At 67.7% G+C, this 22,526-nt stretch carries 16 protein-coding genes; 4 read left to right on the top strand and 12 right to left on the bottom strand.

The annotated features are described in order from the left end of the window. Positions 1-29: 29 nt before the first annotated feature. On the bottom strand, positions 30-2,198 hold the full coding sequence (locus LW840_RS07020; RefSeq protein ID WP_291276698.1) for a TonB-dependent receptor: 2,169 nt from the start codon (positions 2,196-2,198) through the stop codon (positions 30-32). A 10-nt stretch (positions 2,199-2,208) separates the two neighbouring features. Beyond that, positions 2,209-3,327: an HmuY family protein gene (locus LW840_RS07015; RefSeq protein WP_291267952.1), complete on the bottom strand. Its 1,119-nt coding sequence runs from the start codon at positions 3,325-3,327 to the stop codon at positions 2,209-2,211. A 91-nt stretch (positions 3,328-3,418) separates the two neighbouring features. Between LW840_RS07015 and LW840_RS07010 the strand changes: the two genes are divergently transcribed. Then, on the top strand, positions 3,419-4,180 hold the full coding sequence (locus LW840_RS07010) for an SDR family oxidoreductase (RefSeq protein ID WP_291267951.1): 762 nt from the start codon (positions 3,419-3,421) through the stop codon (positions 4,178-4,180). 31 nt (positions 4,181-4,211) lie between these two features. Here the strand turns inward: LW840_RS07010 and LW840_RS07005 are convergent, their stop codons facing one another. From LW840_RS07005 to LW840_RS06980, 6 genes are all read right to left on the bottom strand, one after another. Beyond that, positions 4,212-5,522: a GAF domain-containing sensor histidine kinase gene (locus LW840_RS07005; RefSeq protein ID WP_291276697.1), complete on the bottom strand. Its 1,311-nt coding sequence runs from the start codon at positions 5,520-5,522 to the stop codon at positions 4,212-4,214. Positions 5,523-5,698: 176 nt separating this feature from the next. Further along, positions 5,699-6,916: a carboxylate-amine ligase gene (locus tag LW840_RS07000; RefSeq protein WP_291267949.1), complete on the bottom strand. Its 1,218-nt coding sequence runs from the start codon at positions 6,914-6,916 to the stop codon at positions 5,699-5,701. Next, positions 6,913-7,734 (bottom strand): gamma-glutamyl-gamma-aminobutyrate hydrolase family protein, encoded by an 822-nt coding sequence (locus tag LW840_RS06995; protein WP_291261410.1) that lies wholly within the window; start codon positions 7,732-7,734, stop codon positions 6,913-6,915. Before LW840_RS06995 ends, LW840_RS07000 begins: the two co-directional genes overlap by 4 nt. Further along, complete coding sequence (locus LW840_RS06990) at positions 7,734-9,107, bottom strand: hypothetical protein (protein ID WP_291267948.1); 1,374 nt, start codon at positions 9,105-9,107, stop codon at positions 7,734-7,736. The genes LW840_RS06995 and LW840_RS06990 overlap by 1 nt, the downstream gene beginning before the upstream one ends. Positions 9,108-9,109: 2 nt before the next feature. Further along, positions 9,110-10,165, bottom strand: coding sequence for a hypothetical protein (locus tag LW840_RS06985; RefSeq protein WP_291276696.1), 1,056 nt, complete (start codon positions 10,163-10,165; stop codon positions 9,110-9,112). An 843-nt stretch (positions 10,166-11,008) separates the two neighbouring features. Next, positions 11,009-11,950: a hypothetical protein gene (locus LW840_RS06980; RefSeq protein WP_291263686.1), complete on the bottom strand. Its 942-nt coding sequence runs from the start codon at positions 11,948-11,950 to the stop codon at positions 11,009-11,011. A gap of 298 nt (positions 11,951-12,248) precedes the next feature. Here LW840_RS06980 and LW840_RS06975 point away from each other — a divergent pair, with 298 nt between their 5' ends. Continuing rightward, positions 12,249-12,665, top strand: coding sequence for a hypothetical protein (locus LW840_RS06975; protein ID WP_291263685.1), 417 nt, complete (start codon positions 12,249-12,251; stop codon positions 12,663-12,665). A 202-nt stretch (positions 12,666-12,867) separates the two neighbouring features. Here the strand turns inward: LW840_RS06975 and LW840_RS06970 are convergent, their stop codons facing one another. Continuing rightward, positions 12,868-15,129: a S9 family peptidase gene (locus tag LW840_RS06970; protein ID WP_291273195.1), complete on the bottom strand. Its 2,262-nt coding sequence runs from the start codon at positions 15,127-15,129 to the stop codon at positions 12,868-12,870. A gap of 128 nt (positions 15,130-15,257) precedes the next feature. Here LW840_RS06970 and LW840_RS06965 point away from each other — a divergent pair, with 128 nt between their 5' ends. Both LW840_RS06965 and LW840_RS06960 read left to right on the top strand, forming a co-directional pair. Beyond that, positions 15,258-18,566, top strand: a complete 3,309-nt coding sequence (locus LW840_RS06965; protein ID WP_291276695.1) for an exo-alpha-sialidase — start codon at positions 15,258-15,260, stop codon at positions 18,564-18,566. Positions 18,567-18,588: 22 nt separating this feature from the next. Then, positions 18,589-18,798, top strand: coding sequence for a hypothetical protein (locus LW840_RS06960; RefSeq protein ID WP_291270200.1), 210 nt, complete (start codon positions 18,589-18,591; stop codon positions 18,796-18,798). On the opposite strand, the gene ilvC is transcribed toward LW840_RS06960, so the two are convergent. The 3 genes from ilvC to ilvB are packed head-to-tail and all read right to left on the bottom strand — an operon-like array spanning position 18,758 to position 22,285. After that, on the bottom strand, positions 18,758-19,837 hold the full coding sequence (gene ilvC / locus LW840_RS06955; RefSeq protein ID WP_343213668.1) for a ketol-acid reductoisomerase: 1,080 nt from the start codon (positions 19,835-19,837) through the stop codon (positions 18,758-18,760). The two genes, LW840_RS06960 and ilvC, sit on opposite strands and share 41 nt — an antisense overlap. 34 nt (positions 19,838-19,871) lie before the next feature. Further along, the gene (gene ilvN, locus LW840_RS06950; protein WP_291263680.1) at positions 19,872-20,423 is read right to left on the bottom strand and encodes an acetolactate synthase small subunit; all 552 of its coding nucleotides are present in this window, start codon (positions 20,421-20,423) and stop codon (positions 19,872-19,874) included. Continuing rightward, positions 20,420-22,285 (bottom strand): biosynthetic-type acetolactate synthase large subunit, encoded by a 1,866-nt coding sequence (gene ilvB, locus LW840_RS06945; RefSeq protein WP_291276694.1) that lies wholly within the window; start codon positions 22,283-22,285, stop codon positions 20,420-20,422. Before ilvB ends, ilvN begins: the two co-directional genes overlap by 4 nt. Positions 22,286-22,526 lie beyond the last annotated feature (241 nt).

Genomic DNA, 22,526 nt, shown 5'->3' with positions numbered 1-22,526 from the left:
CGCACGGCAGCGCCACGCGCGGCGGCGAATCAGTTGAGCGCGGCCCAGTGAATATGCAGACCGGCAAAGAGCTGCCGGTCGAACGCCGGCGTCCACAGCGCCGGCCGTTGGTTCAGCAGATTGTTGCCGCCCACGGACAAGGTGGCGGTGGGAGTGATGCGCAACCGCCACTGGGCATCCACCGAAAGCAGGGCGCCCTGGCGGCCGATGACCCCGGGCGCCGTGGAGAACGGCCCGGTGATGGGGGCGCCGGCGGGGATCCCCACGAGCGGCGCCCCGCCGGTGTAGCGCACCGAGACATCGCCGGCGAGCCCCTGCAGCACCCCGAACTCGCGCGACGCACGGAAGCGCGCCGTATGGCTGGCCCGACGATTGAGGGGGAGCCCGCTGGACAGGTTGCGCGCCCGCAGGTAGTCGTACCCCACGCTGAACTCGGCCCCCAGCAGATTCACCCGCGCGTTGGTCTCGATACCCTGGGTGCGCGCGCGGGCCACGTTCACGTTGGCGTAGGTCTGGAAGCCGGCGGCGTTGTCACCACGATAGCTCCAATCGACGAGATCCTTCACGTCGTTGCGGTAGGCTTCCACATCCAGCGACCAGCGCCGCGACGGCGCCCACGTCCCGCCGGCACTGCCGCTCACCGAGCTTTCGGGACGCAGATCGGGATTGCCCACGATCTCGTACCCCCCTGCCGGGTTGAAGAACGTGTAGCGAATCTCCTTGAAGCCGGGCGCCCGGAAGCCGCGCGCCACATTGCTGCGAAAGCGCAGGGCCGGGGTGGCCTGCCACGCCAGCCCCACCGACGGATTGGCCGTGCTCCCCCACAAGGTGCTCGCGGTGTACCGCGCGCCGGCGGTGAGCAGCACGTTGCCCATCGTCCATGAATCGCGCACGAACACTTCGCTGATGTTTTCCCGCGCGCTGTCACCATCGACCTTGTCGGGAGCCACCAGCGTGCGCCGCGAATGCTGCACCCCGAGGTCGAGGGCATGACGCCCGACCACCGTGGTATACGCCACCAGGTACCGCTGCTGCCGCTCCTGCTGCTCCACCGAATCGGCAGAGCCGCGAATGGGCAGCAGCCCGCGGGCCTGACGGTACTGGTAGCGGAAGCGCTGCTGGAACGACCGCACGCGCAGGTGGCCGCCCAGCGCCGGGCCCTGGGCCTCGGCGAATCCCTGCGCGCCGCGATTGTCGATGAAGCCGTTGAAGCTGGCATCGAGCGGAAACCGCTGGCGTTCCTGGGAGCCCTGCACGTCGAGCCGCGCGGTCCACTGCGAGCCGAGTGCCACACGCACATCGCTGCGCACGTCGAAGATGCGGTTGAACGTGGAGCCGGCCGCATTGTAGCCGGTCACCCGATCGCTCTGTCGCCAGCCACCGTTCACGCGATAGCCGACCCGCCCCGACGTGTTGCTGATGCCGAGCGAGGCCTCCTCGCGCCCGAGTTCTCCCTGTCGCGCCACGCCGTCCACCGTGAGCGTGCGCGTGGGGGCGGCCTGCACGATGTTGATCACGCCGCCCAGTGCGTCGCTGCCAAACTCCACGCTGCTGGGGCCCTTCGTGACTTCGATCCGCTCGGCGGCAATGGTGCTGAGCCGCCCGATGTCGCGGCTTTCCACGAGCGAGCCCGCCACCGGCTCACCATCCACCAGCACGAGCACGCGCGAATCGTCGAAGCCGCGAATGGAGATGCTCGTCTTGCTGGGGGGCGCCGGCAGTTCCTGCATGCCGGGCAGTTGCCGCAGCAGTTGGTTGGCCGACACGGCCGCCACCGCATCGATTTCCCGGCGATCGACCACCGTGACGCTGCGTGGTGATTCGCTGGCACGGATGACCCGCTGGCCCATGGTGGTGGTGAAGACCGGCAGGACCGTGGCCAGCGGCTCGAGCGCGATACGCCATTCACCCACCAGGCGCTCCGGGGTGACCACCAGGCGCTGCTCACGGTAGCCGAGCATCCGCACGAGCAGCGTGTCGCCCGCGCGCGAGGGCACGGTGAATCGCCCTTCGCCGTCGCTGCGCAGCCGTACGTTCCCACGCAGCTGACGCACCTCCGCCGACGCAACCGGGGCACCGTCGGCGCGCGAGACGACCACGCCGCGGACCTGGGCCGCAGCCGGCAGCGCGGCCAGCCCCAGTCCCACCGCCGCGACGGCGACCGCCCGCAGCACCTGCCCCCCGCCAAACCGACTCACCGAGCGAAACTCAACGGATGCGCGCGTAGCGGATGGTCGGGAATCCGGCGGCTCCCGTGGCGCTGTAGTAGTCGATGAGCTGGAACTTCCAGACCCGCGTGCCGACCTTGGCGAAGTACGTATTGAATGCCGGGTGCAGACGCTGCTGCCCCGTGAGGTCGTAGCGGAACGGAGCGCGAGGATCGAGGATCGAGTTGGGGATGGGGCCCAGCAGCTGCGACAGGAAGGGCACGTACTGCGGCGCGTCGTTGGCCACCGTCACGGCCGCAAAGGTTGGCGACGCGCCACCCGGGTTGGTGCCCACGTTGCACGCCGTGTTCACGGTGATGGCCAGGCGCGTCGGGTCCGGGTTGAACTGGAAATCCCAGTTGCAGCCGTTGGGCGTGACGACACTGTTGGTGGAGAGGCTGATCGCCCGTGTGGTCGTTCCGGGCACGACGACCAGTCGCTGCACGGCCCCAAGCGCCGTCCCCGTCTGCAGCCGCGACTCGAACACCACCGAGTCGGTGGCGCGCGTGCGGTTGAACCCGATGGCGGCGTTGCGGAACACCGCGAACTGCCCGTTGGCCAGGCGGATCTTCCAGAACTGGCCCGCGTTGGCCACGGGAACACCACCCAGCACGATATGCCCCTGCGGATTGTCGGCCAGGCGATCGGTCACGAACAGGCTGTCGGCTGGCACCTGCGCGTCACGCAGCGCGTCAAACGCCGCGAGCGTGTTGGCCGGAGTGAATGCCAGCACCTGCGGCGCGGTGGCGTTCTGATTGTTGGCCAGCGTGAAGCCCAGCACCGTCTTGCTGGCACCGGTGGCGGGAGAGGCCAGCCGTACCTCGAACCGGCGGAGCGCCAGGTCCCAATCGGTGCTGCGCGGCACCAGCCCACCGGTGGCAAAGCTGAAGTACACCAGCGTGTCGTTGCTGCTGGCGTTGAGCGGCGCGGTCGTGACCACTTCGTTGAGGGCCGGCTCGCGACCAAGACTGCCCGGGCCGGTGAGGTCGGCTTCGCCTTCGCAGGCGGTAAGTGTGGCCAAGGCCGCCAGCGTGGCAACGGTATGGCGCGCCCGTCGGCGGCGGGATTGCGCCGTCCCGGCAAGAGTCGGCGGCGTCGGAATCGTTCGGGAAAGCAGCATGACCGATCCTAGCAACGCGGTCATGCGGGGGGCATTCGTAATTGTCCGAGGGGCAACCTCGGGTATTCCCCTCCCCCCTAACATTGAGCGCATGTCCCCCACTCCTCCTGCCCGGCCCGTGGTCGTCATCACCGGCGCCAGCTCCGGCATTGGCGCGGCGCTGGCATCCCGTCTGGCACCCACCCACCACCTCGTGCTGGTGGCCCGACGCGCCGAGCCGCTCCGCGCCCTCGCCGGCACGCTGGGCTCCCCGGACGTGGTCACCGTCGCGGCCGACGTGACCGTACGGCAGCAGGTCGACGACATCGTCGACACCACCCTTGCCCGCTTCAGCCGCCTCGACGTCTGGGTGAACAACGTCGGGCGTGGCATCACGCGCGCGCCATCGGCACTCACCGATGCCGACATCGACGACATGATGCGGGTCAACGTGAAGAGCGCGCTCTACGGCATGCAGGCGGTGCTCCCGCACTTCCGTCTCGTGGGACGCGGCCACGTCATCAACGTGTCGTCCATGCTGGGGCGGGTGCCCACGGCCACCTTCCGTTCGGCCTACAGCGCCTCGAAGCACTTCCTCAACGCGCTCACCACCAACATGCGCGCCGAAGTGCAGGAGACGCACCCGGAGATTCAGTTTTCGCTGGTGAGCCCGGGCGTGGTGCGCACCGCCTTCGGCAGCAACGCCCTGCACGGCGGCCCCGACTCGCACACGCTCCCCAATTCGCAAAGCGCCGACGAAGTGGCCGCAGTGATCGTGCAGGTCATGACCGATCGACGACCGGATGTCTATACCCGCCCGGGTATGGCGGAGATGGTCGGCAGCTACCTGCGCGGGCTGGCCACCGATCCCTGATCGCGGCAGCGGCGACGGCGGCGACGGCCGCTTACGCGCCGGAACGCGGTGCTGGCGGGATAAACGGAAGCGTGAGAATGAAGGTGGTACTCGGAAGGGGGCCAGTATCCTCGACGATGAGATCTCCGCCCAGGAGTCGGGCCAGCTGCCGGGAAATGCTGAGCCCAAGCCCCGACCCGGGCTGAGGCCTCTCCCCAACCAGCGCGCTCTTGCGCCAGAACGGCTCGAAGCAATGCTCCCGATCCGCGGGGGCCAGCCCGTCCCCTTCGTCCTGGACGGTTACCCGCACGTGGGCCAGCGACGGGGCGTCAGGCCGCTCCAGCGCAACATGCACGACGCCGCGGTGGGCGTACTTGATGGCATTCGTGATGAGGTTCACGACAATCCGCGTCACCTTGCCGGGGTCGGTCTGCAGGACCACCGCGCCCGGCGCGGGCGTGAACACCACATCCATTCCCGCCTGCTCCGCGAGCGGACGCGTCATGGCAATGGCTTCCTTCAGCACTTCGCCAAGGTTCACCCGTTCCAGTCGGACCTGGTCCACGCCTGAATCGATACGTGCCTGCGCCAGCAGATCGTCGATGAGCGACATGAGATGCCGGCCCGACGAGTGCATGCGGTTCAGCCGATGCTGTGAGGCGTCGGTGCTTCCGTCCTGGGCACCGCGGGCGATCACCTCCGCGTAGTTCATCACGGCGCTGATGGGTGACCGGAGTTCATGACTTACGTTCGCCACGAATTCGGCCTTGTCGCGGTTGGCTTTCTCGGCGCGTTCCCGCGCCTCCCGCTCGGCCACCTTGAGATGCGCGCGCATGATGGCTTGCGCACACATGATGCCGAGGGTGGTCACGAAGGCCCGTTCATCCTCGTCGAAGACGGGCACATGGGGCCACGTCAGCCCCAGGACCCCACGCAGTTCACCATTCGCCCACACCGGCACCACGGCGGCAGCCTGGCCTCCGGCGCGACGCAAACTTGCCCCCCATTCCGGGAACTGCCGTTCCGCTTCGTCGACATCGAAGAACAGGGGCTCGCCGGTACGGGCAACCTGAGCGAAGGGCAACGGGGAATCGAGCGTTCGCCACTCCAGCATGTCACTCACCTCGGTGTCCACCCCGACGGAGTGTACCACGTGCAGACGAGCGGCTGGGCCGGGACGTGCTGGCGGCTGTCCGGGGAGCGGGGGAAAGTGGCCCAACGTGACCACGACGGCGCCGGTTGCCCCCAACGCCGTGAGCGCCTGCCGCTCGATGAGGTTGGCAGCGATCTCCGGCGTCAACGCATCAGTGAGCGATCCACTCAGGGTGGACAGCGCGCGCAACCGCAAGCTTGCAGCGGACACTTGCCCGTCACGGCCGGTGGCGCGGGGAACAACCGGTTCCACCATATCTTGTACCGTTGGGCGATTGGACGGCGGATCGTGCCGCAGCTGCGCACGGGACCGCCACCTTGAGTGGCGTTGGTGCCTATCCTGAGACGCTAACGGCACTCCGGTGCAATAGCGAGCGGTTCATCCCGTCAGGGAATCGACTGTCCCCGTGCCGACGGATTGCTCCCGGGCGTGAGCCGCGCCGCCGAGACGGCCTTCACCGGCCGCTCGAAGGTGTCGAGCGGCGGACCGAGCGTTGGCTCGCACACGCCTTCGGCGGTCTCGCGGATGAGCTGGTCCACCACAGCGCGAAGGTCCCCGGTACGCGCGTACGTGGCCAACTGCCGCTGTGCGCTCGACCCCTCCTCCATGATGCGGAAGGCATACTCGACCTCCTTGCGGGTGCCGAGCTCGTCGAGCACGTCATCCAGAAACCATTCGATGAGCTCGCGAATGAGCACCGGCGCCTCGAGCTCCGTCTTCTTGCCGAAGTCGATGAGTTTGCCTCCCAGCCCATACCGCACGGCGCGCCACTTGTTTTCCTCGATGAGGTCGGAGGCATACACGCGGAATGTCATGTTGTCCCGGCGCAGCTTCCACATCTTGGCGACCACGGCCTGCAGCATGGCGGCGATGCACACCGCCTCGTCCACGCGCGTGTTCACGTCGCACACGCGGAACTCGAGCGTGGGATAGAGATGGTGGGGGCGCACATCCCACCAGATCTTCGAGCCGTTGGGAATGGAACGCGTCTTCGTGAGCGTATCCACGAGGTCGGCGTAGTCGCTCCATCCATTGAGAATGCGCGGCACGCCGGTACGCGGGAAGTTCTTGAAGATGATGCTGCGGTAGGAATGCAGCCCGGTGTTGCGTCCGAACCAGAACGGCGAGGAGGTGGACAGGCAGAGGATGTGCGGCAGGATGTACCGGGCCGCGTTGAGGCAGTCGATGCGGAACTCCTGATCCTCGATCCCCACGTGCACATGCGTGCCGAAGATCAGCAGCCGGTGCGCGAGATCCTGCAACTCCGCCTTCACGCCGAGGTATCGCTCCTTCGGCGTCATTTCCATGTTCATCCAGTTGGAGAACGGGTGCGTGCCGGCCGAGGCGATGGTCAGTCCCTGCTCGCCGGCGGCGCGGATGACCAGGCCGCGCAACTTCACCAGCTCCTGGCGCAGTTCGGCAATGGATTCGCACGGCTTGGTGCCGATCTCCACCTGGCACTGGTGCAGCTCGGCCTTGACGTCGGCTTCGGTGGCAAAGGCACTCTGCACCAGCGAATCGAAACCGGGCGACAGGTCGCGCGTGACCGGATCGATGATCTGGTACTCTTCCTCGATGCCGACCGTGAGGGTAGGTCCCTTCATGGCGCCCCCACGCCCACGCGGGGCGCATGGGACATCGGCTGGTTGGCAGCCGACCAGGTGGCCGCTGCGTCGATGAAGGCGCCGAACAGCTGCCGCGTTTGCGGATCGGTCATTTCGAACACCTCCGGGTGCCATTGCACCCCGATACAGAAGCCATCGTTCCGCCCTTCGATGGCCTCAATGAGTCCATCGTCGGCGGTGGCGGATACCAGCAGGTCGCGGCCGAGCGTCTTGATGCCCTGATGGTGCATGCTGTTTACCGGGCAGCGGACACAGTCGAGCATCTGCGACAACCGGCTCCCCTCCACCACGGTCACCTCGTGCGCGATATGGTCGCGCTCGAAACCCGCGGTAGGGAAGAAATCGTGCTTGTGGAAGGCAGAGTTTTGTGAGGCCAGATCCTGCCACATGGTCCCGCCCTGCGAGACGTTGATGATCTGCAGGCCGCGGCAGAGCCCGAGGACCGGCTTGCCCTCGGCGATGGCCCAGCGCACCAGCTGCAGTTCCACGAGGTCACGTGCCGGATCGAGATTTCCACACTCCGGGCGCACCGACTCGCCGTACTCGGCGGGGTTGATGTCCACGCCGCCGGGGATGAGCACCCCGTCGAGGCGCTCGTAGATGGCACGCAGCGTGGGGAGATCGTCATCGAGCAGCGGGATCATCCACGGCACGGCGCCGGCCGCCGTGGCGGCGTGGAAGTACCGCTGATTCATGACCCAGCTGGAGGGGAGCGCCGGCGGAATGCCATCTATGGAATGCAGCGTCTGCGTGGTCAGCCCGATCGTGGGGCGGTACGAGGGAATATCAGCGGACATCAGCGCGACTCGACCAGGAATGTGGGGACGTTCGAACCTCCCCCCGCCGTGACGTTGAGGAGCGGATCCGTGGCAATGCGGGTCAGACACCCGTTCACCGTGGTGCCGTTGGCGAGGAACGGCGCCGTGTCGAGCATGCGCTCGCCAATGTGCAGCGCCCCGTCCACCATCGCCGGCCAGAGTTCGCTGGGCACGTCCACCCGCTCCTGCACGATATACGGCTCGGCAAGGGCTGTCTCGATGGCCCGCTGCCAGGTGGCATCATCCACTGTCCACCCCAGTACGATCCCCTTGCCGCCGTACTCATCGTTGGGCTTGAGGACCATGGACTCCCGCCGTGCCGCGATGAACGGGAGCAGATCGACCGTCTGCTCCCCCCCCGCACTGTCGCGATACTGCGTGTGCCGCGCCTCCACCACACGGGTCCACGGAACATGGGCCTGCACCGCAGCCTGCTCGTCGGCGGTGAAAAGCCGAGCCTGCCGCTCATCACTTAACACGGCGAGTGAGGCTTTCTTGTGCAAGAGCTTGCAACGGAAGGAGTTGACCATGCACACCGCACGCTCTCTCACCGCCTGAACGACGGGCGAATCCAGGCCACATCGGGTAACGAGCTCGTCAATGAGGACGCGCTTGTAGATGAACGTGACCGGCCGGCCGGCAACCGTGAGCTGCCCATTCCGATACTCGGCGTCACGCGGATCGCCAATGAAGACCGGGATCCCGCGCGCCTGGAACTCCCGCTCGAAGAGCACGAATTCACTGTAGGTGGGCACGTCGCGCCAATCCAGAATGCACACCTGCGGGAGCTCCCGGGTGCCCCGCCATTCTGCCCACGCCTGCAGCAGCGCATCCACCACCCCGGCGGCGGCGGGAATAGGAAGCACGATGTGCTCACGGGTGAACGCCTGCATACCGGGCAACGCCAGAAAGGCGCGCGAGAGCGCATCGTTGTAGGCGGCCCCCGCCGGCGTCTCGGCGTTGTACTCGGTGAACTTGAGGCCGGTTGGCCCAGCCCCGGACACGAAAAACGCGTCCAACCGCGAGGTGGGGCTGGCCGTCCGGAAGCCCGGATCGGCATGAATCACCTGTTCCTCCCAGCTGGTCAGGCCGAAGTGCGCCCGCAATGCCGCGTCCGCCATGGCCGCCACGCGCACCTTCTCGAAGGCCGACCCCACCAGAGCGCAGGCCCGCCCCAGCAGCTGATACTCGGCGAGCGACAGGAAACGCGGCCGCAGCACGCCACAGAGCGGCCGCTCGCCGAAGAACAGCCCCTGATCACGAAGCTGCTGTGTCAACACCGCTGCGGAGTCGGCCGCGAGCGTGCCGGCAGCGAGCGTATCGTGGTAGCGCGCGACAGTTGCCGTGGACATTGCTATTCTGTGATTCGCGATGCCGGGGCGGTGGACACCGCGGAGGCGGCGGTCGCAGGCGCGGGCGCAGGCGCAGGCGCGGGCGGAGCGCCGATGATGGGGCCAGCCCCTTCCGCGGTGGCGAGAACGGGTCGCGGCGCCGTGGCCAGACGGATCGCCAGGTCGGCCATATGATCCACCACCCAGTCGAAGTAGCTGGGGGTCAGGGAGTTGATGTCCATGTCCGGCGCCGGATTCATGAAGTCGATCGCGTAAGGAATGCCGTCCTTCACGGCGAACTCGACCGTGTTCATGTCATAGCCCAGCGCCCGGCACAGGGTGAGGGCGTCGCGCACGCACCGGTCCTCCAGCTCCTTTCCCAGGTACCCGGGGTCGGGGATGTACCGGCGCTGCCCCGGATCGTAGGGCATGGGCAGGACGTGCTCCCGCCCCAGCACCATGCAGCGGACGTAGGCGTCCCACTTCACGAACTCCTGGACCACCATGGTCAGCAGCCCGCTGCTGTTGTAGTGCTGCAGCAGCTCTTCCATGGAATGGCACACGTACACGTCACGCCACCCGCCGCCGTGCGCATCCTTGAGCACACAGGGAAAGCCGATGTGCTCGGCCACCCCGCGCCAGTCGAGGGGATACGAGAGGTTGCGCAGCGATTCGGTATGGGAGATCCCGGGGATGTAGTCCTTGTTGGGCAGGACCATCGTCTTCGGGTGGGCGACCCCGTGCTGGATGGCCAGCGTGGCATCGTAGAACTTGTCGTCGGCCGACCACATGAACGGGTTGTTCACCACCGTTACCCCCATGCGCGTGGCATGCTTGAGGAAGGTGCGGTAGAAGCCCACTTCGTGGCTGATGCGGTCAATGATGAGCGTGTACGGCACGGGCTGCCCCATGCGCGTCGCGTCGAGCTTGATGTAGTCGGCCGAGACGCCGCTCTGGCGACGGTTGACGGCGTCGAGAAAGGCGGGCGGGAAGGACCATTCCCGGCCGACGAGCAATCCAATGCGCGGTTCGATGGACACGATGAGGGCTCCAATGGCAGAACGGGTGAGTATCGCCACTATGGGGGCTAGCCCTGCCGTCCGCCAGCAGCGCGGGTACTGCCGCGCGATCCCTGCACGTGCTGTGACAAAGGCGGCCTGAGTCTATTCCCGGCGGTCCGAACGTGTCCGTTGAGCGAACTCGATCGTTACGCCACGGGCCAGGAGTGGCACAAGCCCCGTGACGGAAAGTTTGTGTTGGCAAACAAGAAAAGAGCAGTTTTGTGAGCCGCTCATGTGTGGACAAACTGCCCCCCGCGGCCCAAAAACGGCGAGGCATCACGAAGCCGTTTATCCACACCAGAACGCCGCCCAGGTGTGGCCCAAACAGCGACTTACGTGGTTTTCCACACGCTTTCCCACACCTATCTACAACAATGTCAATAAGTTAGGGTGCAAGCGGCGTATTGCGTGGGCGCCTGGATCGTCATAACATCCCCGCCCATCGACGACGCGATTCACTTCGGGAAATCGATGGTCACGTTCCTGCCCCCTCACGGAATAGAGCTATGCACGTCGTCGCCATTGACGCGCCAATCGGTCCGATGGAGCTTGCGCCCATCACAAGCCTGCCAATCCACACGCAAGAGCGTGCGGACCGAATCAGTGCGTTCTGGACGGATGATGACCGCTACGTAGTGCGATCGGAGGGCGACCACGGCGTCGCCTGGTATCGCATCGACGCCGAACAGGAGACGGACGTGGAGGCTGCTACGGCGGCCTCTCTCGAGGCCCGGCGCGCCCTTGGCGCCCTCATGGCCGACATCATCCCCTTGGGTGGGGGGCGCGTGGCGTTCCCGGTGGGCAGCACCGGTCGTCGCGTATATCGGGTCTGGCGTGCCGCCAAGGGCGGCACGGCGCGGACTAGAATCCTGGGAGTTCGAGCTGCGCGGTCACGCCGCCTGCCAGCGTAACGCCGGCAGCCTGCAACCACGCCAGCAGGACGTCCTGCCCATGATCGCCCGCCATCGCCGAACGGGCTGCACTCAGATGCAGCTTGAATTCGGCACTTACATCGGGAAGCGTCCGTCTCAGCACCGCTACCGTGAGCAGCTCGGTGGCGTCGGCCAGATGCCGGATGGCGAACTCCGTCATGCGCGCGCGCAGCGCCGCCGCATTGTGCACCGGTCCGTCGCCGGGCACGTCGTGGTCGGCCCGACGTTCGCGGAACGCGGCCAGGCGGGAGCGGGTGGCGGAGAGCATGGGGAGTTCGTCCGCCGCGTTCTCGGGGAGCACCGCCACCGGCGCGCCCATGAGTCCCAGCCAGGCCATCCACAGGGTACCGCGCGCGTACGGCTCCCACGGCTCCTGTTCGAGCCGGTGCGCCAGCCGCTGCACGGTCTCGGCGATGTGGGCCCGGGCTTCCCACCAGCGTACGTAGCTGTCGGTTTGCCGGCTCACGAGCGCCAGCGCCCCCAGCTTGAGCGCCCACTTCACGGCGGATTCCCCGTCGTCGAGCGGTGGGCGCAGGGCTGCGGCGCACCGAAAGGCACGAGCCGCCCCCAGCGCCAGCACCGCCTGCGCCAGATCCCTGGCGGCACTGGGCGTGGGCTGAAGGGCCGCGTCGAGTTGGCTGAGCGCCGCGAGTTCGTAGGCGGTACCCAGCAGGGCCAGCCCGTCGGCAATCGGTTCGCCGAGTCCGTCGCCGTCGCGCAAGGCCGCGGCGTCGGCGCGCTCGAGCAGCAGCGCACGGCGTTCGGCGGGAATGGCGGCGACGGCCCAATGCTCATCGAGCGTGGTCCGGGCCAGTTCGGCCAGGGCCCGCGCGGCGAGATCACGATCTGCGGCCGGGGTGAGGACGGGCATCCAGCCTCCGTAGGGGGAGAGCTCGAACGGGGTCCTGCGGGGAAGAGAGCACGAACACCGTAGCGACCAGCCGGTCACTGCGGACGGCGTACGACGGCCGCGCGACCGGAATCGGGAACGCGGCCGGCACCACCGGAACACCAGCACCAATCAGCGCACCAACAGCAGCATGCGGCTCAGCCGCACGCTGTGCATCGCCATCACTGTCGCATTTATGTAACAGCTCGGTGTCTGTCAAGGGTACTGTCGCGATTCTGTCCGCCGCAGCCCTGCCAGCCGCCCTCTCCGAGGAAGTCGCGTGGGATTCGAGTCGTCGCAGGTGGCACGTCGCCGGTTGGCCGCACTGGCCGCAACCAATGGCCGTATTCAGGAGGCGCTCGCGCCCTCCCAGTTCCCGGGGCTGAGCGCCGCCTCCAAGGGGACCCCAAAGGGGAGCGCCCTTGGCGCGCGTGCCGATCGTCCCGATGCGACGAGTGTGCCAGCCCCGAGCGCGGCGCTGGTCCAGCACCTCGATCATCTGGCGCACGACATCATGACCACCCCTGGCGCCGGCGGCGCCCTCATTGCGGCCTATGCGGCACAGGCCCGGGCGCTTTCGATGGTGGTGGAGGCAGCCCGGCGGGCCGGCACGGGGCCCATGCCGGCGTCGGTCATCGCGGCCGCGCAGGAAGCGCTGGCGACGCCGAGCCCGTTCCCCCGACCCATGGCGGGATGACTGCTCAGCGCTGAGCCCTGGGAGTTGAGAGGCTGAGGCTGAGAGTTGAGTCCGGTTAGCAGTGAGGCGGAGGGTCCTAGCGGTGAGAATCGAGGGCGTAATCCTCAACTCTCGCTGCTAGATCCCTCCGCCTCACGGCTATCCCGGCTCAGTTCTCCGGCTCAGCCTCTCACCGCTCAGGCTGCACCTCAGGTCTCAGACCTCAGTTGTTCCCCTTCACATCGACCTTCTTTTCGGCTTTCGGGTCTTCCAGCGTCTCCAGCACCTGACGCCAGGAGAACTTGTTCCCCTTGCCCAGAACGTAGTAGTCCATCCACGCCATCTCCGACATGGACTTCACCAGCCGGTTGCGGGCGTCGGGAATGCCGTGGGACGCCCCCGGGTACATGAACAGCTCCGTAGGCACTCCCACCCGCTTGAGCCCCATATGCAGCTCCACGCTCTGCGGGCTGGGGACGCGCGGGTCCCCCTCCACCACGTGAATCATCGTGGGGGTCCTCGCATTGCGGATGAACTGGATGGGTGACTGCCGCCAGTAGGCATCGAAGTCGTCGTACGGCAGCTTGTCGCCGAGATAGTGCTGGCGGTTTCGCTGCACGTCCGACTGGGCGTACATGGAGATCCAGTTGGAGGTGCCGGCCCCGCTGGAGATCGCCTTGAAGCGCGTGGTGTGGGTCAGAATCCAGTTGCTCCAGTGGCCACCGGCGCTCCATCCCAGCACCCCCATCTTCGTGCTGTCCACCAGCCCCGTGCCAATGAGATGGTCGACCCCCGTCATGATGTCCTGGTAGCCGGGGTCGAAGTAGTTGCCCACGATGCCGTTCTTGTGCGCCTCGCCGTAGTTGGTGCTGCCCCGATAGTTGGGCATGAGCACCGCCCACCCCTGCCCCGCGTACACCTGGGCGCCATAGCCGCCGTTGAAGCTGAGCTGGTCGGCAGCCGCCGGCCCGCCATGAATGGCCACCAGCAGCGGGTACTTCTTTCCGGGCTCGTAGCCCACCGGCTTCACCAGCACGCCCCCCACCGGCTTGCCATCGGTGCTGGTCCAGGTGACCTCGGTTTCCTCGCCAAGGGCGATCTGCTCCCGCACCCAGGGGTTCACATCGGTGAGCTGCACCCACGCCGCCTTCTTCGGCAGCTCCAGCAGCGACGCGACCGTGTAAAGCGCCGGCGGCGTGACCGGGTCCTGATAGTTGATGAGCAGGCGCTTGGTGTCGGCGTCCTGGGCCACGCTCACCACCCCCTGCACCGCCGTGACCGGCTTCACCTTGCCCGTGGCCACGTCCATGGCAAAGAGCTGCTGGGTGGCCTTGAGCCCCTCGTTGAAATAGATGGTGCGGCCATCCGCCGACCAGAACTCGGCCGAGACGTCGCCGTCGAGATCGCCGATCTTCCTGAATGGCGCCCCCTTGGCCGCCACGTCGCGGACGTACACGCGACGATTCTTCATGTTGTACTTCATGAGGTCGTCCGACCCCGAGAAGGCGATGGTGCGGGAGTCGGGGGAGAAGCTCAGCGGACTTTCGCCGTTCTCGTCATTGGTCGTCAGCCGTTCGATGCCGTTCCCCTGCGTGTCCAGCAGGAAGACATCGGCGTAGATCCCCTCTTCGGTGATGTTGCGCTTGTACCGGTTGTTGGGCACGGCGTTGAAGCCGATCCAGCGGCCGTCGGGGGACACGGTAAAGCCGGTCACCGCCATGCCGGTGTCGCGCGTGAGCCGCGACGTGGGGTAGGCGGGGCTGGTGAGATCGATCGCCCACAGCGAGACCGTGGGTTCCTCCTGATTGCGGATGTTCACCGTGAAGCGCTTCTCGCGGCGCAGGCGCTCATCGGTGTCCACGGTGTCGGCCGACAGGAAGTAGATCCGCTTGGAGTCGGGGGCCACACGCCACTCCCCCACGCCGGTACGGTGCTTCGTGAGCTGTGCCGGCACCAGCGAATCGAGCGGGGTACCGGCCGCGAGCGTGGCCACGGGCAGCGCGTACAGCTGCTCCTCGGTGGCCTTGCCGCTGCGATACACCAGCCACTGGCCGTCCTTCGTGAAGGCGAAGGTGGACACCCCCTGCGCGGCGTTCGTGATGCGACGCGCCTCGCCACCATCGGCGCGCATCATGAACAGCTGCTGCTGGCTGCCGCTGGCCGCCGGGGCTTCGCGATTGGAGGTGAATACGAACCACCCACCGGTGGGGGCCCAGCGCGGGCTCCCCTCGTTCTTGGTGGTGGTGAAGGTGAGCTGCCGGGAACTCGCCACGCCGCGGTCGGTGGCCACCACGTGAATGTCGGACTGGCTGGTGGCCTCCTTCCAGTCGGGCGTGTTGACCGTGTACAGCAGCTGCTTGCCGTCAGGAGAGACGGCGGGGGCCCCGGCGCTGCGCAGGTACTGGGCGTCGAGGAAGGTCATGGGGCGCTTGGCCGCCCCGCCCTGCGCCTGCAGCGCGGCGGCCGAGAGCAGGGAGAGCAGCACGGGCGGGAGGGTCCGCGAAGGGCGGCCCGCGAAGGTCAACCGAACCGGCATGATGTGGGACTCCAGCAAGAGGGAATGGGGGGCGCCACCATCTTGCACCCGGGGTGACCGGCGAGCAACGTCTCTCAATGCTCCCGAACCGCTCTCTCCGTGGTGGCCTGCGCGCCATCTGTGCGACGATCGTCGCTTCCGCCGCGCTGGTCCCCGCCGGCGTTGAGGCCCAGTCCTCCGCCCGCCCTGGTGCCGCCGCCGGCGGCACACGCCCCGCCTACGACCCCACCCTCTACAGCGATGGCAGCCGCACGGCGCGGGCCTTCAAGTCGTTGCGCTGGCGACTGGTCGGCCCCTTCCGCGGGGGCCGCTCCACGGCGGTCACCGGCGACCCCACCCGCCCTCTCGTCTTTTACTTCGGCGCGGTGAATGGCGGCGTATGGAAGACCACCAACGCCGGCCAGACGTGGGAGAACATCACCGACGGCAAGACCGACCTGTCGAGCGTGGGAGCCATTACCGTGGCGCCCAGTGACCCGAACGTGATCTGGGTGGGAAGCGGCGAAGGAAAGCCGCGTGAAGACATCACCTACGGGACGGGCGTGTACCGCAGCACGGACGGTGGCGAGAGCTGGGTCCCGCGGGGGCTGGCCAACACGCACCAGATCACCAGCCTCCGGGTGCACCCCACCAACCCCGACGTGGCCTATGTGACCGCACTGGGCCACGCCTTCGGCCCCAACCCCGATCGCGGCGTGTTTCGCACCACCGACGGCGGGGCCACCTGGAAGAAGATCCTCTTCGTGGACGACAGCACCGGGGCGGCCGATCTCTCCATGGACGTGACGAACCCGCGCATCCTCTACGCCAGCCTGTGGAAGTTCCAGCGCACGCCGTGGGGGATGAATGCCGGGGCCGGGCGCAGCGGCCTGTGGAAGAGCACCGACGGCGGTGACACGTGGACGGAGCTCACCTTCAACCCCGGCATGCCCAAGGGGCTGATCGGCAAGATCGGCGTGGCCGTTTCCCCGGCCAACGGGCAGCGCGTGTACGCCAACATCGAGGCGCAGGACTCGCTGGGTGGCGTGTTCCGCAGCGACGACGGGGGCGCCTCGTGGACGCGCACGAACGGCGACCAGAAGTTCGTGGTGCGTCCGTTCTACTACATGAGCATCACCGCCGACCCGGTGAATGAGAACACCGTGTACGTGATGAACCTGCAGGTCAGCCGCAGCATCGACGGCGGTCGCACGTTCAGCACGGTGCGCGTGCCGCACGGCGACACGCACATCATGTGGGTGGACCCGAAGAATCCGCAGCGCCTCATCAACGGCAACGACGGCGGCGCCACGGTGTCGCTCGACGGCGGCCGCACCTGGAGCACCCAGAACAACCAACCCACGTCGCAGTTCTACCACGTCACCACCGACCAGTCGCAGCCGTACCGCATCCTTGGCGCACAGCAGGACAACACCACGGTCAACATCGCCCACCGCAGCGACCGTGGCAGCCTGACCGAGCGTGACTGGTACCCCGTGGCCGGCTGCGAGAACGCCTACATCGCCATCGACCCGCGCGATCCGAACGTGACGTTTGGCGGCTGCTACATGGGCCAGCTCTCGCGCCATGATGCGCGCACCAACATGCGCCGCGACGTGTCGGTGTGGCTCGGCAACTACGACGGCTATGCCGTGGCCGACGTGCCGCAGCGGTTCCAGTGGACCTTCCCCATTCACTTCTCGCCGCACGATCCGGACGTGCTGTACACGGCGTCGCAGTATGTGTGGCGGTCGCGCAACCAGGGGAGCAGCTGGGAGAAGATCTCGGGTGACCTCACGCGGCACGATCCGGCCACCATGCAACGCAGCGGCGGCCCCGTGACCGGCGACATGACCGGCACGGAGTGGTATGCCACGATCTTCGCCTTCGCCGAGTCGCCGGTCACGAAGGGCGTCCTGTGGACGGGGAGCGACGACGGTCTCGTGCATGTGTCGCGTGACAACGGGGCCACCTGGACGAACGTGACCCCGAAGGCGTTCGGGGCATTCGCGCGCGTGTCCATCATCGAGGCGTCACCCTTCGAGGCGGGGACCGCCTACCTCGCGGCCAATCGCTACCAGCAGGACGACTTCACCCCCTACCTCTTCAAGACCACCGACTACGGCGCCAGCTGGACGCGCATCGACGCGGGGATTCCGCAGGGCGCCTTCACGCGCGCCATCCGCAGCGACACGAAGCGCAAGGGACTGCTCTTCGCCGGCACCGAAACGGGGGTCTATGTGTCGCTCAACGACGGCACGAGCTGGGAACCGCTGCAGCTCAACCTGCCGCGCGTGGTGATTCGTGACCTGCGCGTGCATGGCAACGATCTGATTGTGGCCACGCACGGCCGCTCCTTCTGGTCGCTCGACGACATCTCGCCGTTGCGCACGCTCGGGGAGACGATCACCGCCAAGCCGGTACACCTCTTCGCGCCGGCGCCCGCGATTCGCTGGGTCAGTGGCGGCGGCAGCGGACGCGCGTCGCTCACGGCCGGCGGCAACCCGCGGTTTGGGGTGAACATCGACTACTGGCTCAAGGCCGCGCCCTCCGCGCCCATCGCGCTGCAGATCCTCGAGGCGGGTGGCACGGTGGTGCACACCTTCCGCAGCGCGAGTGCGCCCAGGAAGGACAGCACCGGCAACCCGGCCGCCGACTCCGCCGCTTCGCTGGTGCGCGTGAAGCAGCGGGCGGAGGCGCTGGCCTACGAACCCGCCGACTCGGTGGTGCAGGCGCGCGCAGGCGCCAACCGCTTCACGTGGGATCTCGCCTATCCCGGGCCCAGGACCATTCCCGGCGCCATCATCGACGACGGCACCACCGACGGCCCCACTGCCGTGCCGGGGGAGTACGCCGTGCGCCTGATCGTGGGCACGGACACGCTGTCGCAGCCGTTCACCGTAGTCGCCGACCCGCGCGTGTCACTCACGGCCGCCGAGTACAAGGCGCAGTTCGATGCGGCCAATGCCGTGGGGGCGCGCATCACCAGCATCACGGAGACGGTGGCACGCATCCAGGACCTGCAGCGCCAGCTCGACGAGCGGGCGCGGCAGGTGGGGTCGCAGGCGTACGCGGCGGAGGTTCGCGCGGCGTCAACGGCGCTGCGACGCAAGCTCGAGGCGGTGCGCGCCGAGATCTACGAGGTTTATACCAAGGCCGATCAGGCGACGCTGAACTACCCGATCAAGCTCTACCAGATGTTCATCTCGCTGAACTCGCAGGTGCTGGAGGGCACCAACCCGCCCACGAAGCAACACGGGGAGATCACGAGCGACCTGGGCGGCAAGCTGGATGTACAGTTGCGCACGCTGCAGGGGCTCGAGGACAAGGAGTTGAGCGACTTCAACGCGTTGCTGTCGCGGCTGGGCGTGCCGAACGTGTTCGTGCCCAAGAAGCCGATCGGCTAGGCGCGAGATCATGGTCTGGCTCATGGCTGCGTGTGTCGTGGTCGCGGTGGGCATCTGGCGCACGCGCCCCGCGGACCGCGCGAAGGCGTTCTTCCCGCTTGGCCTGAGCGCCGTGATGGGTTCGATCGCCGCCAAGGACCGCGACGTGTGGCTGTCCATGGCGCTCAGCCTCCTCGCCATCGCGCTGTTCCTCACGTCGCTCTGGCTGCAGCGCCCCGATCGGCGGGACTGACCTCCGCCAGACCAGCCACGCCCGTATCGGGGCGTGCGACGCGGGCGTCGAGAAATGGCATGAGCGCTCGAAGTCGCACCCCCACCTGCTCGATGGGGTGGTCGATGTCAGCCGCGCGGGCCGCGTTGAAGTGCGGACGCCCCGCGTGGTTCTCGGCCACCCACGTCTTCGCGAACGCGCCGCTGCGAATGTCGGCCAGCAGTTGGCGCATGGCGTCCCTGGTCTGGGCGGTCACGATGCGCGGGCCGGCAATGTAGTCGCCGTATTCGGCGGTATCGCTCACCGAGTAGCGCATGTAGTTGAGCCCGCCCTGGTACATGAGGTCCACGATGAGCTTGAGTTCGTGCAGGCACTCGAAATAGGCCATCTCCGGGCGGTAGCCGGCTTCCACGAGCGTTTCGAAGCCGGCCTTCACCAGCGCGCTGACACCGCCGCACAGCACCGCCTGCTCGCCGAACAGATCCGTTTCCGTCTCCTCGGCGAAGCTGGTCTCGATGACGCCGGCGCGGGTGCAGCCGATGGCCCAGGCATAGGCGAGCGCGTCCTCGCGCGCCGTGCCGCTGGCATCCTGCGCCACGGCAATGAGTCCCGGCACACCACCCCCCTGCGTGAACACCTCGCGCACCCGATGCCCCGGACTCTTGGGCGCGATGAGGGCCACGTCCACCCCGTCGGGAGGGGCGATCAGGTTGAAGTGCACGTTGAAGCCGTGCGCGAACCAGAGGGTCTTGCCGGGGCGCATGCTGGGGGCGATCTCGCGATCGAAAATGCGCTGCTGTTCGGTGTCCGGCGTCAGCATCATGATGGCGTCGGCCTCCGCGGCCGCGGCGGCAACCGACATCACGCGCAGCCCCGCCGCTTCGGCCGCGGCCCAGCCCGTGCTGCCCTCACGCAGGCCCACGCGCACGTTCATGCCGCGGTCGGCCAGGTTGCGTGCGTGAGCGTGCCCCTGGCTGCCGTACCCGATGATGGCGATCCGGCGGCCCTGGAGGCGCTGCGGCTCGGCGTCCCCGTCGTACAGCACCGGCGCGGCGCACATGGGGGTCGTGTTGGACGTGTTGGTCGGGGTCATCTCAGGCAGCCTCCTCGGTGGGCGCGCCGTCGGCTTGCGCGCGGTAGTCGTTGGGTGCTTCGAGCACACGCGGCGTAGGACCGCGCAGCATGGCCAGTCGGCCGGTCCGCATGAGTTCCGCGATGCCGAAGCGACGCATCGCACTCACGAACTGCTCCACGCGCTCGGGGGCATCGGTGATCTCCACGATCACGTCGTCCGGCCCGAGATCCAGTACGCGGCCGCCGGCGGCCAGCGTTTCGTCGGCGATGTGCGTGCGCGCGGCATTCGCCGCGCGCACCTTGAGCAACGCCGTCTCCCGCACCACGGTGGGGGCGTCGGTGGCATCGGCCACGCCGATCACCTCCACGAGACGGTCGAGCTGCTTCACCACCTGGGTGGCATCGTCCACGCTCACCGCGAGGGTAAGCCGGGAGATCCCCGGCGTTTCGCTGCGCCCCACGGCGAGCGACACGATGTTGTAGCCGCGCCGCCGCAGCAGTGTCACGATGCGGTGCAGCACGCCGGGACGGTCGTGCACGAGGGCGATGAGGGTATGTACCGGCACGGTCATGCCTGCTCCGTGGTGTGAGGGGTGGCCCACGCTGCGCCTGGCGTGAGGCGGTGTTGGCCAAGCCGTGATTCGCGCTGCTGCTGGTCGTGGTGCGCTTCGTCGTGCACCATGTCGTGAATGGCGCGCCCGGCGGGTACCATGGGGAACACGTTGGCTTCCCGTTCCACGCGGAAGTCGATGAGCACCGGCCCGTCGTGTGTCCATGCCTCGTGGATCGCCGATTCGGCAGCGGCCGCCTCGTCCACGGTGATGGCGTGCCACCCGTGCGCCCGCGCGAGCAGCGCGAAGTCGGGACCGGAGAGCGGCGTTTCGCTGTAGCGGCGCCCCTCGAACAGTTGCTGCCACTGCCGCACCATGCCCAGGTAGCCGTTGTTCACCACGGCCACCTTCACGTTGCCAAGTCCTTCCTGACGAATGGTGGCCAGCTCGCAGGCGGTCATCTGGAAGCCGCCGTCGCCGCAGAAGACCCACACCGTGTGTGAAGGATCGGCAATGGCCGCCCCCAGCGCCGCCGGCACGGCAAAGCCCATGGTGCCGGCACCACCGCTGGTGATGTGCGATCGGGCCCGTTGCCAATCGATGAGTTGGGCGGCCCACATCTGGTGCTGGCCCACATCGGTCACGACGCGCCAGTCCCGGCGTGTATCCGCCACGGCGTTGAAGGCGGCGAAGACGTCCTGCGGCATGAGTGGTGCAGTGCGTTCACTCCGGCGGTAGTGCTGCCGCGGTGCGTACTCCGCCTTGAGCGCGGCAATCTCTGCGCGCCACGCGGCGTACCGCTCGGGGTGCACGGGCATCCGCGGGGTGAGGGTTTCCAGCACATCGCGGGCATCGCCGAGTATCCCGATGTGGGCGGTGACCAGCTTGCCGATCTCCGCGGCATCGATGTCCACATGAATCACCCGCGCCTGAGGTGCGAATGCCGACACCTTCCCCGTCACACGATCGTCGAAGCGGCTGCCGATGTTGAAGAGCAGGTCGCACTGCTGGATGGCCCGGTTCACATGCACCCAGCCGTGCATGCCTGGCATGCCGAGCATGAGCGGGTGGTCGTGCGGCATGGCCCCGAGGCCGTGCAGCGTCGTGACCACCGGCATGCCGGTACGCTCGGCGAAGCGACGCAGGGCGTGACCGGCATTCGCCTGCATCACGCCGTTGCCGGCCAGCACCAGCGGACGCCGCGCGCTCAGCAGCGCGCCGACGGCGGCGTCGATGGCCTGCACCGCGGCGACATCCGCACGTCGGCTTGCGGGGTGATAGCCGGGCAGGTCCATGCGCACATCCCAGTCGGGCACGCACCGTTCCTGCTGCGCGTCCTTGGTGATGTCGATGAGCACCGGCCCCGGTCGTCCGGTCTGGGCAATGTGAAAGGCCTCGCGCACCACGCGCGGAATGTCGGCCGCGCGCGTGACGAGGTAATTGTGCTTGGTGATGGGCACGGTGATGCCCGTGATATCGGTCTCCTGAAACGCGTCGGTCCCCAGCAGGTGGCTGGGCACCTGCCCGGTGATGGCCACCAGGGGCGTTCCATCCATCCAGGCGTCGGCGATGGGCGTGACGAGATTGGTGGCGCCGGGGCCGCTGGTGCCGATGCACACGCCCACGCGTCCGGTGGCGCGGGCGTACCCCTCGGCGGCGTGCCCGCCCCCCTGTTCGTGGCGCACCAGCACGTGCCGCAGCCGGCTGCGGTGCTCCCACAGGGCGTGATAGAACGGCATGATGCAGCCGCCGGGAATGCCGAACAGCACGGCAACGCCCTCGCGAATGAGCGCCTCGCACAGGATCTGCGCGCCCGTGACTTCGCGCGCGGGCGAAGCACCGGGAGCACCGTGGCATGGGGTGTTGGGCAGACCGTCGATCATGGGAGCCTGGCTGAAAGGACAAGGGCCCCCTCCGACCGTGTGCGGAGGGGGCCCTCGAGTCCGTTTCAGACCAGGCCAGCCCCTCCCGCATGCGGGAGAGGCGGCGGTGTTCGCGTTACGCTATCGCGACCCGGCGGCCTTCCCGCGTGCCGACAAGCACGCGTACTACCGATACGAGTACTACCGTACCGATGGCCGGAATGAGGCTGAGGAGTCGCGAGACCGTGGGGAACATCAGAGT

Source organism: Gemmatimonas sp. (genome assembly GCF_021298855.1).
Taxonomy (GTDB): Bacteria; Gemmatimonadota; Gemmatimonadetes; order Gemmatimonadales; family Gemmatimonadaceae; genus Gemmatimonas.
This window is presented reverse-complemented; position numbering and strand designations above follow the sequence as displayed.

Coding starts and splice junctions, on each gene's coding strand:
- ilvC (WP_343213668.1), bottom strand. CDS start 19,837: ATGTGCGCCGCGCCGGTGCTGTACGACGGGGACGCCGAGCCGCAGCGC.
- LW840_RS07000 (WP_291267949.1), bottom strand. CDS start 6,916: ATGAAGGGACCTACCCTCACGGTCGGCATCGAGGAAGAGTACCAGATC.
- LW840_RS06960 (WP_291270200.1), top strand. CDS start 18,589: ATGGCTGCGTGTGTCGTGGTCGCGGTGGGCATCTGGCGCACGCGCCCC.
- LW840_RS06980 (WP_291263686.1), bottom strand. CDS start 11,950: ATGCCCGTCCTCACCCCGGCCGCAGATCGTGATCTCGCCGCGCGGGCC.
- LW840_RS07015 (WP_291267952.1), bottom strand. CDS start 3,327: ATGCTGCTTTCCCGAACGATTCCGACGCCGCCGACTCTTGCCGGGACG.
- LW840_RS07010 (WP_291267951.1), top strand. CDS start 3,419: ATGTCCCCCACTCCTCCTGCCCGGCCCGTGGTCGTCATCACCGGCGCC.
- ilvN (WP_291263680.1), bottom strand. CDS start 20,423: ATGACCGTGCCGGTACATACCCTCATCGCCCTCGTGCACGACCGTCCC.
- LW840_RS06995 (WP_291261410.1), bottom strand. CDS start 7,734: ATGTCCGCTGATATTCCCTCGTACCGCCCCACGATCGGGCTGACCACG.
- ilvB (WP_291276694.1), bottom strand. CDS start 22,285: ATGATCGACGGTCTGCCCAACACCCCATGCCACGGTGCTCCCGGTGCT.
- LW840_RS06990 (WP_291267948.1), bottom strand. CDS start 9,107: ATGTCCACGGCAACTGTCGCGCGCTACCACGATACGCTCGCTGCCGGC.
- LW840_RS06965 (WP_291276695.1), top strand. CDS start 15,258: ATGCTCCCGAACCGCTCTCTCCGTGGTGGCCTGCGCGCCATCTGTGCG.